The sequence below is a fragment of the Flagellimonas sp. 389 genome, assembly GCF_018449435.1.
Taxonomy (GTDB): Bacteria; Bacteroidota; Bacteroidia; order Flavobacteriales; family Flavobacteriaceae; genus Flagellimonas.
Genome location: NZ_JAHCMU010000004.1, coordinates 136231 through 153117 on the forward strand (window position 1 = coordinate 136231; position 16887 = coordinate 153117).

19 protein-coding genes are annotated in these 16887 nt (G+C 38.2%); 11 read left to right on the top strand and 8 right to left on the bottom strand.

Translation table 11 applies throughout. The features are described from left to right. Positions 1–101: 101 nt before the first annotated feature. Positions 102–986 (top strand): bifunctional 5,10-methylenetetrahydrofolate dehydrogenase/5,10-methenyltetrahydrofolate cyclohydrolase, encoded by an 885-nt coding sequence (locus tag KIM67_RS05170; RefSeq protein WP_213830281.1) that lies wholly within the window; start codon positions 102–104, stop codon positions 984–986. On the opposite strand, the gene KIM67_RS05175 is transcribed toward KIM67_RS05170, so the two are convergent. Next, a complete protein-coding gene (locus KIM67_RS05175) occupies positions 987–1124 on the bottom strand; it encodes a hypothetical protein (RefSeq protein ID WP_213830282.1) in 138 nt (45 codons plus the stop codon). A 147-nt stretch (positions 1125–1271) separates the two neighbouring features. Here KIM67_RS05175 and KIM67_RS05180 point away from each other — a divergent pair, with 147 nt between their 5' ends. The 3 genes from KIM67_RS05180 to KIM67_RS05190 all read left to right on the top strand — a co-directional run bounded on the left by KIM67_RS05180 (position 1272) and on the right by KIM67_RS05190 (position 4838). After that, positions 1272–3002: an alpha/beta hydrolase-fold protein gene (locus KIM67_RS05180; RefSeq protein ID WP_213830283.1), complete on the top strand. Its 1731-nt coding sequence runs from the start codon at positions 1272–1274 to the stop codon at positions 3000–3002. 3 nt (positions 3003–3005) lie between these two features. Beyond that, positions 3006–3629: a DUF2306 domain-containing protein gene (locus KIM67_RS05185; RefSeq protein ID WP_213830284.1), complete on the top strand. Its 624-nt coding sequence runs from the start codon at positions 3006–3008 to the stop codon at positions 3627–3629. 141 nt (positions 3630–3770) lie between these two features. Then, positions 3771–4838, top strand: a complete 1068-nt coding sequence (locus tag KIM67_RS05190; protein WP_213830285.1) for a S41 family peptidase — start codon at positions 3771–3773, stop codon at positions 4836–4838. 13 nt (positions 4839–4851) lie between these two features. Here the strand turns inward: KIM67_RS05190 and KIM67_RS05195 are convergent, their stop codons facing one another. Both KIM67_RS05195 and KIM67_RS05200 read right to left on the bottom strand, forming a co-directional pair. Next, positions 4852–5274, bottom strand: a complete 423-nt coding sequence (locus tag KIM67_RS05195) for a VOC family protein (protein WP_213830286.1) — start codon at positions 5272–5274, stop codon at positions 4852–4854. A 34-nt stretch (positions 5275–5308) separates the two neighbouring features. Next, positions 5309–6148: an alpha/beta hydrolase gene (locus KIM67_RS05200; protein WP_213830287.1), complete on the bottom strand. Its 840-nt coding sequence runs from the start codon at positions 6146–6148 to the stop codon at positions 5309–5311. Between the two features lie 96 nt (positions 6149–6244). On the opposite strand from KIM67_RS05200, the gene KIM67_RS05205 reads away from it, so the two are divergent. After that, a complete protein-coding gene (locus KIM67_RS05205; protein WP_213830288.1) occupies positions 6245–6667 on the top strand; it encodes a helix-turn-helix domain-containing protein in 423 nt (140 codons plus the stop codon). Positions 6668–6674: 7 nt separating this feature from the next. Here the strand turns inward: KIM67_RS05205 and KIM67_RS05210 are convergent, their stop codons facing one another. After that, complete coding sequence (locus tag KIM67_RS05210; protein ID WP_213830289.1) at positions 6675–7223, bottom strand: hypothetical protein; 549 nt, start codon at positions 7221–7223, stop codon at positions 6675–6677. 32 nt (positions 7224–7255) lie between these two features. Beyond that, positions 7256–8767, bottom strand: coding sequence for a helicase HerA-like domain-containing protein (locus tag KIM67_RS05215; protein WP_163418060.1), 1512 nt, complete (start codon positions 8765–8767; stop codon positions 7256–7258). Between the two features lie 56 nt (positions 8768–8823). On the opposite strand from KIM67_RS05215, the gene KIM67_RS05220 reads away from it, so the two are divergent. Together KIM67_RS05220 and KIM67_RS05225 are read left to right on the top strand one after the other, a co-directional pair. Beyond that, positions 8824–9276 carry a RidA family protein gene (locus tag KIM67_RS05220; RefSeq protein WP_213830290.1) on the top strand — a complete coding sequence of 151 codons (453 nt, stop codon included), beginning with the start codon at positions 8824–8826 and terminating at the stop codon, positions 9274–9276. Between the two features lie 102 nt (positions 9277–9378). After that, on the top strand, positions 9379–10011 hold the full coding sequence (locus tag KIM67_RS05225; protein ID WP_213830291.1) for a 7-carboxy-7-deazaguanine synthase QueE: 633 nt from the start codon (positions 9379–9381) through the stop codon (positions 10009–10011). A gap of 9 nt (positions 10012–10020) precedes the next feature. Here the strand turns inward: KIM67_RS05225 and KIM67_RS05230 are convergent, their stop codons facing one another. Together KIM67_RS05230 and KIM67_RS05235 are read right to left on the bottom strand one after the other, a co-directional pair. After that, on the bottom strand, positions 10021–10941 hold the full coding sequence (locus KIM67_RS05230) for a hypothetical protein (protein ID WP_213830292.1): 921 nt from the start codon (positions 10939–10941) through the stop codon (positions 10021–10023). A gap of 42 nt (positions 10942–10983) precedes the next feature. Beyond that, positions 10984–11694 carry a bifunctional 2-polyprenyl-6-hydroxyphenol methylase/3-demethylubiquinol 3-O-methyltransferase UbiG gene (locus tag KIM67_RS05235; RefSeq protein WP_213830293.1) on the bottom strand — a complete coding sequence of 237 codons (711 nt, stop codon included), beginning with the start codon at positions 11692–11694 and terminating at the stop codon, positions 10984–10986. A gap of 84 nt (positions 11695–11778) precedes the next feature. Between KIM67_RS05235 and KIM67_RS05240 the strand changes: the two genes are divergently transcribed. After that, a complete protein-coding gene (locus tag KIM67_RS05240; protein WP_213830356.1) occupies positions 11779–12273 on the top strand; it encodes a YkgJ family cysteine cluster protein in 495 nt (164 codons plus the stop codon). Between the two features lie 21 nt (positions 12274–12294). Next, positions 12295–13125, top strand: a complete 831-nt coding sequence (locus tag KIM67_RS05245) for a sterol desaturase family protein (RefSeq protein ID WP_213830294.1) — start codon at positions 12295–12297, stop codon at positions 13123–13125. Here the strand turns inward: KIM67_RS05245 and KIM67_RS05250 are convergent. Continuing rightward, on the bottom strand, positions 13122–14348 hold the full coding sequence (locus KIM67_RS05250; protein ID WP_213830295.1) for an exo-beta-N-acetylmuramidase NamZ domain-containing protein: 1227 nt from the start codon (positions 14346–14348) through the stop codon (positions 13122–13124). The genes KIM67_RS05245 and KIM67_RS05250 overlap by 4 nt on opposite strands. Positions 14349–14351: 3 nt before the next feature. Between KIM67_RS05250 and KIM67_RS05255 the strand changes: the two genes are divergently transcribed. After that, positions 14352–15593 carry an ABC transporter permease gene (locus KIM67_RS05255; protein WP_213830296.1) on the top strand — a complete coding sequence of 414 codons (1242 nt, stop codon included), beginning with the start codon at positions 14352–14354 and terminating at the stop codon, positions 15591–15593. Between the two features lie 286 nt (positions 15594–15879). Beyond that, the gene (locus tag KIM67_RS05260; RefSeq protein ID WP_213830297.1) at positions 15880–16860 is read left to right on the top strand and encodes a PLP-dependent cysteine synthase family protein; all 981 of its coding nucleotides are present in this window, start codon (positions 15880–15882) and stop codon (positions 16858–16860) included. Positions 16861–16887: the final 27 nt, after the last annotated feature.

Here is a 16887-nt window from a genome sequence, read left to right on the forward strand (position 1 = left end):
CAGTAGTCAGTAGTCAGTAGTCAGTAGTCAGTAGTCAGTAGTCAGTAGTCAGTAGTCAGTAGTCAATAGTCAATAATTTGTTATCTAAAATAAGTGTATAGATGGAAATCCTAGACGGGAAAAAAGTATCCAACGACATTAAAAATGAAATCGCGGCCGAGGTTGTCAAAATGAAGGAAAAAGGAGAAAAAGTTCCTCATCTTGCGGCAATAATCGTCGGTAACGATGGAGCAAGTCTTACCTATGTAGGAAGTAAGGTGCGATCCTGCGAACGTATCGGTTTTGAGTCTACGCTCATCCGTATGCCAAGTACAACATCGGAACAAGAACTACTTAAAAAAATACATGAGCTCAACGAAGATGAAAATATAGATGGTTTTATAGTCCAACTTCCACTTCCAGAGCAAATAGATACACAAGAAGTTATTATGGCCATTCATCCAGATAAAGATGTTGATGGCTTTCATCCAACGAATTTTGGTAAAATGGCGTTGGATATGAGTACATTCATTCCTGCTACACCCTTTGGAATTCTTGAACTTCTTGAACGTTACAATGTTGATACCAAAGGCAAGCATACGGTCGTAATCGGTCGCAGCCATATTGTTGGTAGGCCAATGAGTATTTTAATGGGCAGAAAAGGATGGCCCGGAAATTCCACGGTTACCCTTACCCATAGTCATACCAAAAATATCACCCAGATTATTTCTCAAGCAGACATTGTTATCTCAGCACTTGGGGTACCTAAATTTCTTAAAGCGGAAATGGTAAAGGACGATGCAGTAATAATAGATGTGGGCATAACCCGTGTCCCCGATGATTCTCGTGAAAGAGGATATTATATTACAGGAGATGTGGATTTTGAAAACGTTAGCAAGAAGGCTTCTTATATTACTCCGGTTCCAGGGGGCGTAGGTCCAATGACAATAGCCATGTTGTTAAAAAACACCTTATTGGCAAGAGAACGCCATAGAATGAAAAAATAATTATTCGTTTTCCTTTAATTGGGTTTCTTCGTCTGGGGTCAATATTTCCAAATCTTGGTCGCCTTCGTCATTGGTACAACTTGTAACGGCCATTGTGGAAAATACTAAAGTAATTAAAAGTAAAATTGTCTTCATCATCTGGTAATTTAGTAGGCGTTATACCTGTATGATTTCTAATTAGATAACGCTAAGTCCTACCCAAATAGTATCTAGAAATGGTTGAAAAAAGAATTGGTTTGAAGCAAGGTTTAAATTCAGTATCTTTTAATTCAAATTCAACCATCCATGAAAATTCGAAAATATTTTCTTTTATCCTTTTTATTGGTGCTAAGTTCTTGCACTAAAAAAGAAGAAGCTACAAGCCGTATTTCTGTGTCATTTTCTAATGAAGCAAGCGAAAAAGCTTTAGATGGGCGTTTACTGCTAATGCTTTCTACAAACGATGAAAAAGAACCCCGTTTTCAAATAAATGGAGCGTTGAATACACAATTGATTTTTGGTGTGGATGTGGAAAATATGAACCCAACAGAAGAGTTTGTCTTTGATGATACTGTTTTTGGATTCCCTTATGCCAGTCTAAATAAAGTACCTCCGGGAGAGTACAATGTGCAAGCACTTCTTCACACCTATGAAACCTTCAATTTAGCTACTGGACATACGGTTAAATTGCCAATGGATAATGGAGAAGGCCAGAAATGGAACAGGTCTCCGGGAAACCTATATAGCGAGCCTTTTAAGATTAAAATCGACGAAAATGGAATTAAGAATGTTAATGTGGTCATGGATAAAGTAATTCCACCCATTGAAGAGGCAAAAGACACCGAATGGATAAAACATATAAAGATTAAATCTGAAAAGCTTTCTGAATTTTGGGGAAAGGACATGTACTTGGGAGCTCATGTGCTACTTCCAAAAGGTTTTGATGCGCATCCAGAAGCAAAATATCCATTGATGATTTTTCATGGTCATTTTCCCAGTGATTTTGGCGGCTTTAGAACAACACCGCCAGACCCAAATACAAAGCCTGAGTACTCGGCACGTTTTAATGTTGAGAGTTACAATATTGTACAGCAGCAAGAAGCGTATGATTTTTATCAACGCTGGAACGAACCTGATTTTCCAAGGTTTCTAATCATTGAAATTCAGCATCCAACACCATACTATGACGATTCCTATGCGGTCAATTCAGCTAGCCAAGGCCCTTATGGTGATGCGATCACGCATGAATTGATTCCGTACATAGAAAAAGAGTTTAGGGGTATGGGAGAAGGATGGTCTCGGTTCTTGTATGGTGGCTCTACAGGTGGTTGGGAAGCTTTGGCAGTACAAGTAAAATATCCGGAAGAATACAACGGTTGTTTTGCTGCTTGCCCAGACCCTATTGATTTTAGGGCGTATTGTCTCACCAATATTTACGAGGACACAAATGCTTACTATTATGAAAGCGAACACAAACAATTGGAAGTTCCTGCACACCGGGACTATCTGGGGCAAATTCAGACTACCACCAAAGAGTACAACCATTTGGAATTGGTCTTGGGTACAAAATCAAGATCGGGACAACAATGGGATATTTGGGAAGCCACCTATTCTCCTCAAGGTAAAGATGGGTATCCAGAGCGTATCTGGGATAAAATGACGGGAGAAATCAATCCAAAGGTCGCCGATTATTGGCGGGAAAATTTTGACCTTAGGCATATTTTGGAACGGGATTGGGATAAATTGGGCGAAAATTTAAAAGGTAAAATTCATATCTATTGTGGGGATATGGACAACTATTATCTCAACAATGCAGTTTACTTAATGGAAGACTTTTTGGAAAATACCACTGACCCGCATTATGACGGTGAGGTATTATATGGCGATAGGGCCGAGCATTGTTGGAACGGAGATCCAGAATTACCAAATCACATAACCCGTATGCGCTACAATACCATGTATGTGCCTAAAATTATGAAACGTATAGCGGAAAGTGCCCCAAAAGATGCGGACTTAACAAGCTGGCGGTATAAATAAATCATGAAGAATCCAACAAACAAGATAGCTTGGGTAGTATTTGCCTTTTTGGCCATAGGAGTAGGTCTGTATCCATTGGTCTATGCATATTTTGGGAGACAATTTGGCATATTGCTCTCAAAGAACGCCGAGCTTCTATCGAATACAGTTTGGAACATTGGTTTCTATGGGCACATTACATTTGGAGGCCTGGCATTGATGACAGGATGGTCACAGTTTAGTGAAAAAATTCGTTCCAAGAACTTAAAACTACACAGGAATCTTGGTAAATTTTACGTCTTTACTGTATTGATAAGTGGACTTTGTGGCGTATACATCGCTTTTTTTGCCACTGGTGGGTTTATAACATCGTTAGGATTTTTCTGTTTAGGCGTAGTTTGGTTGTATACTACGCTAAGAGCTTATACGGCTATACGATCAAAGGATTTGACCCTGCACCAAGGGATGATGATTTACAGCTACGCTGCATGTTTTGCCGCGGTCACACTGCGTATATGGTTACCTCTTTTAACCATTGTATTTGGAGCATTCTTGCCAGCCTACAAAATTGTGGCTTGGCTTTGTTGGATTCCAAATATAATATTCGCTTTCTTCTGGATACGGAAAAAAGGTATTGTTTTAGTTTAAAATTTCTGTAACGTATTTTCAATTGAGTCGTCTTACCCCAGAAATATCATTAAAATGCATGTATGAACATCAATGGAACATGCAGATTTTTTGGTAGCACACTTAGAAAACGAACAAGTCACTAAACTGGAAAACGACTAAATGAAAGCTTATTACTACACCCCAATTCTCATTATTTTTTTAAATACAAACCTTGCACTGGCCCAAAATGCACCAATTAAGAATTTTGAAGCTTTATGGAATCTTTTTGATCAAAACTATGCCTCCTTTGAAGAAAAGGGAATTGATTGGGACGGGGTAAGAAGAACGTATAGCGTAAAAATAAATAAAAACACTTCTGATAATGAGCTTTTTACGATTTTTAAGGAAATGCTTGCACCACTTAACGATTCACATGTAACGTTAAAGGCAAAGAGTATTGATTCTTCTTTTAAGGCAAGAAGACCATCAAGAATAACAGATGCACTAAGTTCAATTCCCAAAGCGGATAGAAGGGTTAAGTTTAGAGAAATGACAGAAGAAACCTTGAAAGTAAGTGGGTTTGAAAATTTAAACGAAATAGGTCCAGAGTTTAGGGGAGAACGACTTTTTACTTATGGTAATAACGGAAAAATAGGATATCTACGTTTTATGAGAAGTTTTAGTAAACTTTCCAAAATGAAAGGTCCTACCTTGGAGAAAGAGCTTGATATCATTTTTTCTTCTTTTGAAGGTTTGGAGGGAATCATTTTAGATGTTCGCTTTAATATTGGAGGTGATGATGCTTTTTCTCAAACAGTTGCAGGTCGGTTTGTGAGCAAAAAGACGATAGGTTTTTACAAACAGACCAGAAAAAACAAAGAATTCGGAGTATTACAAACGAAGTATATTGAACCTGCCGGAAAAAATCCGTTTACCAAACCTGTTATAATGCTTACAAATGATAGAACCGTAAGTGCAGCAGATGTTCTGTGCATAATGATGGCACCAATGCCCAATGTTACTCTTATTGGCGAACCTTCAAATGGTTCTTATTCTGATATGTATGAAAGGAGGCTTCCAAATCGATGGGAAATTTCATTGAGTAACCAACGTTACTTAGATATAGATAAAAACAATTATGAAGGACAAGGAACACCAGTAGATGTTGAAGCACTTAATACATTTGATGATATAAAATCAAAAAACGATACCGTATTGCTAACAGGACTGGACTTTCTTAAGAACTAATAATGGACCATTTTTATTTGGCGAACAGTTGTTCCATATCCTTAAAGGCCTTAAACTCCAGAGCATTGCCAGCAGGATCTAGGAAAAACATTGTAGCCTGTTCCCCGGTTTCTCCTTCAAATCGTATGTAGGGCTCAATAACAAATTTTACATTTTTGGATTTGAGGGTACTGGAAAAAGACTGAAAAGTATCCCATGGCAATACAACTCCGTAATGCGGAACAGGTACATTTTTTCCATCGACCGTATTGGTATGTACTTCCTCTTCAGATTTAGCTTTGTAATGAATCACTACTTGATGACCGAACAAATTAAAATCTACCCAATGGTCGCTACTACGACCTTCTTCACACCCTAAAACATCTTTGTAAAAGGTTCTGCACTCATCTAAATTGTGAACGGGAATTGCTACATGGAAAGGTGTTACATTTTTCATATTGGAGACTTTTAGTAAAATTAGGACATCATGCCTAAGTCTCCAAGAAATTAACAATTTGGTCGTTCACTTCCTCTTGGTGCATGGAATGCCCCAAACCTTCCGTTGTGATCAATTCACTTCCCTTCCAATTTTTATGTACTTTTTCTGAAGCATGATATGGAGCAATAAGGTCAAATCTGTCATGGAACAACAACCCTTTCTTTGTATTCGACTTGGCAAATTTTGAAGCGGAAAAATCAGGGATTCGAAATCCAAACCGGTTAAAAATATAATTGTCCAATGCTGTCATGACACGATTACTGAATCGTAATAAGTCCTGGTAATGGTCCATAATTTCATGAAACTCGGATGGAGCCCCTATGATGACCAATTTTTCCACTGAAGGATTCGGATTTTTAAATTCATTGTACATAAGCGTCATTCCACCTACAGAATGCCCAACTAGATATTTAGGATTGTACTTTTTGATTATATGGTGCACCGCCTCTTCATATAAAGGAACATACAAAAGCTTGCCAGTAGAATATCCATGGGAAGGTGCATCAAATGCTATAACATCAAAATTGGCTTTGGTCAATTTTTTGATAAGGTTACGCCAACGAAACGTATTGCTTTCCCAACCATGAACCAGTAAAACAGTTTCTTTGGTTCCCGGCCAACGGTACGATTGTAACTTATGGCCAGCCACCAATTCTGTTTCGTTCTTTGCACTATCCAAATAATCCTTTTGTTGTGGTAGCACCCTTCCTTTTCTTACGGTACAAAATAAAGTGAAAGCTTTACTGGCGGTCTTCTTGGGTGTAAAAAGAGAAAGTATATTAAAATACGTGCCATAGATTCTTGGAAGTATTACAGCTATAAGTTTTTTCATATGGTTACTTTTTGTAACTTACTCTATAAAAGAGATTAAAAATACAGATTACTTTTTAAAATACTTGGGGTTACTAGAATCAAATCAGGTGTAATTATGGAAACTATTGCTGATAATCAAAAAGTTAGAACTGCAAAAAAATTAGAAAAAATGTTTGGACATATTGACTACAAACATCCGCCAGAATTATGCCCTGTGCGAGATGTAATGTCCGTAGCATCTGACCAATGGAGTACGTTGATTATTCTTTGGTTGGGTTATTTTCCTATATTGCGATTCAATAAGCTTAAAAAGTTTGTCTACGGTATATCGAATAAGGTATTAAGCCAACGCTTGAAAGTTTTGGAAGCTGATGGGTACATCTCCAGAAAAGCTTATGCCGAAGTGCCCATTAGAGTTGAATATAGTTTGACGGAATTTGGTCAATCCTATGTGGAAAAATTATTGGAGCTAACCGAATGGATGCAAGCCAATAGCCCAAAAGTTTTGGCCAATCGAGAAAAATATGGATTGCTATGATGCTAGCTTAATCCCATCCCAACATCATGTATTTTATTTTGGCATCATCGGGTATTTGAACCGCCTCAATAGTTGAAGTGCCGTATCGAAGATTAGCGGGCAATTCCTCCTTGTCGATGGTAAAATAAATATTGCTGCCCTTCGGGAAAACCACAATGCTTTTTATAGTGGTCACAATTTTTTTGATGGGATATTTTTGCTGAATTTCTCCAAAAGTACTGGCCAGCCCAATACCTTTTTCGGTTTCATACCGTATATCAAAGATTCGCACATTCTCTACGGTCGGTATGCTATCCAAACTAGGTGTCAGTGTCAATAGATGTTTCCCACCTTTTTCAAATACCTTCACTTTTCTTGTTCTTGTTCCAATTTTAAGATTCAAAGTGTCTTTTACAATAGAATCTTGCACAAAAACAGTTTCTAAATCATTTATAGGTGTCGTATTCAAAAGCATACCGACACTATTTTCTGAAATTAAGAATGTAGTATCTTTTTCTTGGCATCCAAGAAAAACCAACAAATTCAAAACACCAAATACCAATATTAATTTTTTCATTCAACTAACAACTAACAACTAACAACTAACAACTAACGGATAACTTTTTTTAAGACTCCAAGTACACCGCGAATAAAAGTAGCACTGGTCAACACCTTTACAACAGGATTCATTCGGGTGCTCTTTCTGGCAGAGGTACTTCTTCTGGATGTAGCTTTTTTTTCTTTCTCTTTTTCGGCCTCTTTCTCGGCTACTTCTATTTTTTCATTGAGAATTTCATAGGCACTTTCCCTATCAATATCCTCATTGTATTTTTTAATGAGTTTGGACTTGCCCAAAACATCTTTTAGCTCAGTATTCGTTAAAACGTCCATTCTGCTCATGGGCGCGCGTAGCATAGTGGCCGCAAGTGGCGTAGGTCTTCCCTTTTCATCCAAAGCAGAAATTAAGGCTTCACCAATTCCTAATGATGTCAAGACCTCTTTGGTATCATAAAATTCAGAATCTGGATAATTTTCGGCAGTAAGTTTAATGGCTTTTCTATCCTTCGCCGTGAAGGCTCTAAGCGCATGCTGTACTTTAAGCCCCAACTGTGACAAAACTGCATCTGGGACATCGGTTGGGTTCTGTGTTACAAAATAGAGCCCAATACCCTTGGAACGGATTAGTTTTACGATACTTTCAATCTGGTCCAATAACGCCTTTGACGCTTCCTTGAAAATCAGATGGGCTTCATCTATAAAAAGAATCAGTTCTGGTCTGTCACTATCACCTTGTTCTGGGAATGTACTGTAAATTTCAGCCAAAAGACTCAACATAAAGGTTGAAAAAAGTTTGGGCTTATCTTGAATGTCGGTCAATCTAATGATGTTGATAAAACCTCTACCATTTTCATCTATCCGAACCAGGTCGTCCACTTCGAATGATTTTTCACCAAAGAACAAATCTGCCCCTTGTTGCTCCAGCTCTATGATTTTCCTTAAAATAGTTCCCGTAGAGCTGGTTGAGATTCTTCCATAGGATTCCTGAAATTCTTTCTTCCCTTCGCCAGTGGCATATTGCAATACTTTTTTAAAATCCTTTAAATCCAATAATGGAAGTTTGTTATCGTCGCAATATTTAAAAACAACCGCGACAATACCTTCTTGTGTGACCGTTAGGTCCAAAATTCTTGAAAGCAATACAGGACCAAATTCTGAGACCGTGGCACGTAAACGAACCCCATTTTGTTCTGAAAGGGATAAAATTTCTACAGGAAATGCGGTCGCATTAAAAGGGATTCCAATTTTTTCATGACGCTCATCTATTTTGGGATGGCCAGGACTGGGTTGTGCTATACCACTTAGATCACCCTTTAGGTCCATTAACAATACTGGAATTCCCTTGTCCGATAAATTCTCGGCAATCACTTGGAGTGTCTTGGTCTTTCCCGTACCTGTTGCTCCAGCAATCAACCCATGGCGGTTAAGAGTTTTCAACGGAATCTTTACTAAGGCATTGGTGACAGTTTCACCATTAAGGATTCCTGCGCCCATGGTTATAAAATCACCTTTGGTCGTGTAGCCTTTTTCAATATGTTCAAAGAATTTTTCTTTGCCTTCCATGGACTTCAATTTCTGATAAAAATAGGGTAATTTTAAACAAATCTAAAAACACGATTATGAAACTGGTTCAACGTTTTTTTCTTTCTGTTCTCATGCTTGGAATATTTGCTACGTCATATGCTCAGGAAACCACGGAAATTGTTTTTCACAAATCGCATGAAGTAAAAAAACAAAAAGCTCCTTTTAGTGATGTGGTGCAAGCAGGAAACCTTTTCTTTTTGGCAGGACAAATAGGAATGGACCATTCTACCAGAACCATGGTCGAAGGTGGCATAAAAGGTGAGACCGTACAGGTGATCAAAAATATTGAAGCTGTATTGGCACAACATGATATGAAATTGGAAAATGTTGTAAAATGTACCGTTATCTTAAGTACTATGGATGATTTTGGTGCGTTTAACGAAGTGTACTCCAAGTTTTTTACAAAAAAGCCTGCAAGAACCACTTTTGCAGCTAGTGGATTGGCAAGAAACGCCAAAATTGAGATTGAGGTTGTCGCTGTCAGATAACCGATGATTACAGACAGATTGTTCTAAAATCCCTTTTTTAGGAATACTGATTCCAGAAACCTACTAATCGGAAAATCCAACCATCCAACCTATCTTTGCAAAATGGTTTCAGAACAGGTTATGGATTTGGTGGAAAAAGGGTTGATGCTTCCTTTAATGGAAGAGTTCTACACTATCCAAGGAGAGGGGTTTCATAAAGGTACGGCTGCTTATTTTATACGTGTTGGTGGCTGCGATGTAGGTTGCCATTGGTGCGATGTAAAAGAAAGCTGGAATGCCGATACACATCCACCTACTCAAATTGGAAGTATTGTTGAGAATGCTGCCAAATATTCAGATACTATTGTTGTTACAGGTGGTGAGCCGCTCACTTGGGATATGGGGCCATTGACCTCTGGATTGAAGAACATGAACCTAAAAACCCATATTGAAACTTCTGGGGCATATCCGCTAACAGGTATTTGGGACTGGATTTGTCTTTCACCTAAAAAGAATAAGCTCCCTGTTGATGAAGTTTATAGCGTTGCCCACGAATTGAAGGTTATAATTTTCAATAAGCACGATTTTATATTCGCTGAGGAGCAAGCTGCAAAAGTTAATGGAGATTGTATTTTGTATTTACAGCCAGAGTGGAGTGTGCGTGAAAAAATGGTTCCACTAATTGTGGATTACGTTATGGAGCATCCAAAGTGGAAAGTATCCTTACAAACCCATAAATACTTGAATATCCCCTAGGAGGTTAAATTAGCGTCCGCCGTTGTTTTGTAAATCCAAAATACATTCGGCATCAAGACGTGGAACTGCAGCAGACCCTCTAGCGACATTGCTTTCCAGCATTTTTAGGATTGTATTCCCATTTAAGTTACATGCCGAACGCAACCCTGAAGTCTTTCCGGCTAAACTCAGCATTCTTGCTGCGGAACTTCCAAATACCAATTCAGCGCGCATTAGGCAACCTTCAACGTTACAATGATCATTACCAATAGGGTTGCCATTATCATCCAGGACGGGATTGCCATTCTCGTCCCTTTGAATGTCTTCATGTTCATTAATGGCTTCAGTACCTAAGTTTACCAATCCGAATAAATGTCCAAATTCATGATTTAACGTGGCCGTCTCAACATCTGTAACAGTTATTGCCGAGCTCCTACTTGCCAAACTCCTTATGGTGGATTCGTAAATTATCATGGAAGTATTTCTGTATACAGCTCCTAAAGTAACCAAGCCTTCGTCCAAATCATCACCATCTGATGGTGCATCTGCAAAATAAATGTAGATGGCCAAAGTGCTACCGTCGTTGTATGCTGTTCTATTTTCTTCCTCTAAATCCGCAATTTCGTCCAAAATCAGTGTTTCCTCATTTGGAGAGGGTAATTCCCTATATGTAACTTCAATATCCGTTTTAAAAGTCCTATCGGATAGATAGCCCACAAAATTATCAATTGAGGTTTCTGTAGGGCGAAATCCGCGAACATAGGTAATTTCAATCAATAGTTTATCAAAATTCACATTAGATAAAATATCGTTCGCAGAAGACCCTGTAGCTTGTAAGTTAGGTGTTTTGTTTACAGTTGCTGAGGAATTGGAGTCATCGTCCGAATCATTGGAACAGCTACTGGCAAATGCCAAAACAATTAATAGAAGAATCAGATTTTTCTTTTTCATAGCAAAATGATATGTAATGAAAACGCCAATGGGCGAATTCTATTATACAGGTAACGAAAGTCTTGCCAAATAGTCGTAATGTTTCCCTTGGCTTACAAGCTCGCAATTAAATCCATTGGTTTCACATGCGTTTTTTAACGTATTAAAATCAACATAGAGCCAATTTAACGGTGGTCCTTTATGTCCTTTATATTCCAATGTAAAACATACCTCTCCATAATACTCTAAATTGTTGGGAACCCAAAACCCACCATCTTCATCTTGGTCGAACATGTAGATGATATCGCTTGAATCCAATAGAATTTGCCCGTTTGGCAATAACAATGATTTTAAATGACTCATAAACTTAGCTAAGTCTATCAACTTTCCTGCCAAACCAATGCCGTTCATAAGTAATAATAAAGTATCAAATTTTGATTCGTTATAGTTGAGTATGGTATTTTGTACGGTTGTTTTTACACCCCTTTCTTTGCAAACTTCTATCGCTCCTTTTGAGGTGTCCAAAGCGGTAACTTCCAATCCTTTATTTTGAAGGTATAGTGCATGACTTCCTGCACCACAGCCTATATCCAATACTTTTCCCTTTGCCAAACGTAACGCTTTTTGCTCCAAGAGTGGCATTTCATTATAGCTGCGGAACAGGTAGGGTAGCGGGATAACATCTTCCTCATCAAGTGAAGAATAGGTTTTTATATCTTCTGAATAGTTTTTATTCTGATAATCCAGTAAAGCTGTACCAAAAATATCTTCCATACATTAAAATCGAATACTGCAAAAATGGGACTTTAATCGAAGATAAGGGTTTAAATGAAATCCATTTTTTAAGTTTGCTTCATGATGAAGAAGGAATTTGAGCAATTGCCTAAAAAAGCAAAAGAAAAGCATGCAGAGAATAAAAGATTTTTTGCGAAGCTCAGAAAACGTCCTCCAAAAGATTTGGATTATGTTATGCAGGACCTTCATGATGCAGAATTTCAACGCACGGATTGCCTCACTTGTGCCAATTGCTGTAAGACAACAGGGCCTCTTTTCACCAATGCCGATGTTGAGCGAATAGCTAAGTACTTTAGAAAGAAACCTTCGCAGTTCATTGATGAATACCTTCGGGTCGATGAAGACAACGACTATGTACTAAAAGAAGTCCCTTGTACATTCTTGGGAGATGATAATTACTGTTCCATTTATTCGGTGCGTCCTAAAGCATGCCGTGAGTTTCCCCATACAGACCGAAAAAAGTTTCAACAGATTACTAACCTTACTTTAAAGAACGTTGCTATTTGCCCCGCCGCCTTTAATATTGTCGAAGAAATGAAGCGTAAAATCAAGTTTTGACGATTTCTTATATTTGAAGGTATGGAGCAGATAATCACCTATTTCGAAAATATACCCGCATTGCACCGAAGCCTAATTCTAATCGGTGGAATTACCTTTTTTTGGGTTTTGGAAGGCATAGTACCGCTCTTTAGTGTTGATTACAAAAAGTGGCGTCATTCCGTTCCTAATTTTTTCTTTACGCTTACAACAATAATTGTCAATTTTCCTTTGGCGTTTTTACTATTGAAAACAGCGGATTGGTCAGTGGAAAATGAGTTTGGAATTATTAATTGGCTTCCGGAAATGCCGTTATGGTTATACGTTTTGTTGGGTGTCATGCTATTGGATTTGATAGGAGCCTATACTGCACATTTGGTGGAACACAAGGTAAAACCCCTTTGGATGGTGCATTTGGTACATCATTCCGACCATAATGTAGATACCACAACAGCCAATAGACATCATCCTTTAGAAAGCCTGATTCGTTATACATTTACCTTGATAGGCGTTTTCATTGTTGGAGCGCCAATAGGTATCATTATGCTCTACCAAAGTCTGTCTGTGGTGCTTTCACAGTTCAATCACGCCAATATACGCTTGCCAAAAAAGGTTGATGATGCCATAAGTTGGATTATTATAAGTCCGGATATGCATAAAGTGCACCATCATTACCAACTTCCCTATACCGATTCCAATTACGGAAACATCTTTTCGATTTGGGACAGGCTTTTTGGGACATACATGAAAATGGATGTGGATAAAATAGTCTATGGAGTTGATACTTTTCCTGATGAGAAAGAGAACAGTAGCATTATTGGTTTGTTAAAGCAGCCTTTTCACAAATACCGCAAGCCGACCACAAGTGATTAGTCGTAAATCAGATATTTTTTTCGGATAGCTTTAAAGGTCTCCAATTCTTCTTGCCAAGTAGCTTTTATCCCATCTTCTGAAAGTCCAGCTTCAATTTGTTTTTGTAACTCAGGGGTGCCCGAATGTTTGGTGAAGGATTCGGTCTTGAAGAATTTTGACTTATCCGAGGTGTTTGTATATGCATCAATCAACCACTTTAAGGACATGGTATTCATGCGTTTTTCTTTAGATAGATCCCTTCCAAAACATGTTTTGCCTTCTTCTTTTGGATACTTGGACCCAAAATTTGGTTGAGGTACATAACTGAAATCATATTGGGTACTGTCCAAAAACGATGCTCCATAGCGTTGAAATTGAAACTCGGTACCTCTCCCGGCATTTACATTGGTTCCCTCAAAAAGCCCTAAGCTGGGATATAGATGTATGGAAGTATCGTTGGGTAAGTTGGGCGATGGTCTAATCGATAAGCTATAATCGGTATTTCGGGTATAATTCTCAATAGGAATGATGGTCAAATCAGCAATAACTCCATCAGTGAGCCACCCTTCCGTATTGATCATTTTTGCATATTCCCCAATGGTCATTCCATAAACTAGAGGAATCGTGGTCATTCCCAAAAAGCTTGTATGTTCTTTTTTCATTGTCGGTCCATCAACATAACTTGCATTGGGATTGGGTCTGTCCAACACAATTATGGGAATGTTATTTTCAGCACAAGCTTCCATCACTAATTGCAATGTTGCGATATACGTATAGAACCGCACCCCCACATCTTGAATGTCAAAAACAACAATATCCAAGTCCTGTAATTGTTCCTTGGAAGGTTTTTTGTTTTTTCCATATAAGGAAACAATGGGAAGTCCGGTTTTAGTATCGATGCCGTCCTTGACCACTTCACCAGCATCTGCTTTTCCGCGAAATCCATGTTCTGGCGCGAAGACTGTTTTAATATTGACATTGAGGGAGATCAAAGAATCCACTAAATGCGTGTTGCCCGCTTTTTTGAAAATAACACTGGTTTGATTGGCCACTACTCCAATAGCTTTGTCATATAGCAAATGAACATAAGCAGCTGTCCTGTTAGCTGCCACCTGGACTTCTGGTAAAGTGTCCTTTGCTATATGAACTGATGTATTTTTTGGTTGCTTTTCCTGTCCTCTACATGAAGAAATCAGTAAAAACAACAATAAAACAGTACTTTTGAAAACAGATAAAATGGACATTCGTTGAATTTAGAATTGTTTATTGCCAAGCGCCTTATTACAGGGAAGGAGCATAAAATTAGTATATCCGCTCCTATAATAAAAATTGCCATTGCAGCAATTGCCATTGGAATCGTAATGATGCTGATCGCTATTGCAACTGGTGTGGGCCTTAAACAAAAGATCCGTGAAAAAGTTGCTGCTTTTAACGGGCATATCCAAATTTCGAATTACGATAATAATACTTCGGATGTTTCTGTAGAACCTATCTCCTTAAATCAAGATTTTTATCCAAAGTTTAGTGATGTTGATGGTATTGCCCATGTGCAAGCTGTAGCTACAAAAGGCGGTATCATTAGAACCGAAGATACTTTTGAAGGAATGCTGGCCAAGGGTGTAGGGCGGGATTACAATTGGAATGCTTTTGAAGAATTTGTAGTAGATGGTCGATTGCCCGATTATGGTGGTAAGCTAAATGATGAGGTTTTGATTTCCAGAATCATGGCAAATCGGTTGCAACTTAAAGTTAACGATACTTTTTTCTCTTTTTTTCTAAAAGATGGAGATGCTTCAAAAGTCCCCAATAATAGAAAGTTTAACATAGTTGGCATTTATGATAGCGGTTTTGAGGAGTTTGATGGCACCTATGTTTTTGTTGATATCCGTCACATTCAACGTATGAACAAATGGAAAGCTGATGAAATTGGGAACTTTGAGGTTTTTCTGGAAGATTTCAATCAGTTGGAAGAAAAAAGCAATGAAATCTACGGAAAAACGCTCTCTAATCTCGACACACAAAATATAAAGACGAAATACTTCAGGATTTTTGAGTGGATAGGATTATTCGACTTTAATATAGCTCTGATCATAGGCATCATGATCATTGTTGGAGGAATCAATATGATCACTGCCTTGTTGGTACTTATTTTAGAGCGTACGCAGATGATTGGGGTTTTAAAAGCATTGGGGTCAGAGAATTGGAGCATTCGAAAGGTGTTTTTGTACAATGCCACCTATCTGATTGCTATAGGACTACTTTGGGGCAATGGTATTGGTTTGGGATTGTTGTACCTTCAAAACAAGTATCGATTATTTAAATTCCCCAATCCTGAAGAATATTATATCGAATACATTCCTGTTCATATCGATGTGCCTATGGTTCTGTTTTTGAACCTAGGTGTTATGCTCTTGTGTTTGTTAATGCTTTTATTGCCTTCGTACATCATCACTAAAATAACTCCGGTAAAGGCCATTAAGTTTGAGTGAGGTTCAAGTTCAAATCTCAAGTTCAAGCGCAAGCTAAAAATTCAAATACAAGTGCAAATACAAACTCAAAATTCAAGTACAAGTTCTAATTTTTATTTTTTCCTAAACCCTAAACCCTAAACCCTAAACCCTAAACCCTAAACCCTAAACCCCAAGTACAAGTACAAGTACAAGTTCAAAAAGCAAGTTCAAATGTGAAAAATGTTTTTTCTAAACCAACAACCAACAACCAACAACGAACAACGAACAACGAACTCAATCTCGTTTGATTATCTTTGCGCCGATTATGGAATACGCTAATAATATACTTGAAACCATTGGGAAAACACCCTTGGTAAAATTGAATTCATTGACCGCTGAATTACCTTGTTTGGTGTTGGCGAAATATGAAACGTTCAATCCGGGAAATTCCGTTAAGGATAGGATGGCCTTGCAAATGGTCGAAGATGCTGAAGTTGCTGGAATTCTTAAGCCAGGTGGAACGATTATAGAGGGCACATCTGGGAACACTGGGATGGGATTGGCCTTGGCAGCAGTGGTAAAAGGCTATAAAATGATTTGCGTTATCAGCGATAAGCAATCAAAAGAAAAGATAGATATATTAAAGGCGGTTGGTAGCGAAGTGCATGTTTGCCCTACAGATGTAGCTCCAGAAGATCCACGTAGTTATTATTCAACAGCAAAACGACTTTCTAAGGAGATTCCCAATTCTTGGTATGTGAACCAATACGATAATCCATCCAACTGTAAAGCGCACTACTTAAGCACAGGTCCAGAGATTTGGGAACAGACCGACGGTAAAGTAACCCATTTTGTAGTTGGTGTAGGTACCGGTGGAACTATTTCTGGCGTGGGCAGTTATCTTAAACAGCAAAATCCCAATGTAAAGGTATGGGGAATCGATACCTACGGTTCTGTCTTTAAAAAATATCATGAGACGGGTATTTTTGATGAAAATGAAATATATCCATATGTGACCGAGGGGATAGGGGAGGACATATTGCCCAAGAATGTAAACTTTGGAATTATTGATGGCTTTACAAAGGTGACCGATAAAGATGCAGCGGTGTATACGCAACGTTTGGCAAAAGAAGAAGGCATGTTTTTAGGGAACTCGGCGGGAGCCGCCATTAAGGGTTTACTTCAATTAAAGGAACACTTCTCTAAAGATGATGTTGTCGTAGTACTTTTCCATGACCATGGCAGTCGTTATGTTGGCAAAATGTTTAATGATGATTGGATGCGCGAGAAAGGATATATAGATTAATTTTCTATACTTTAGAGCTAAAATCCA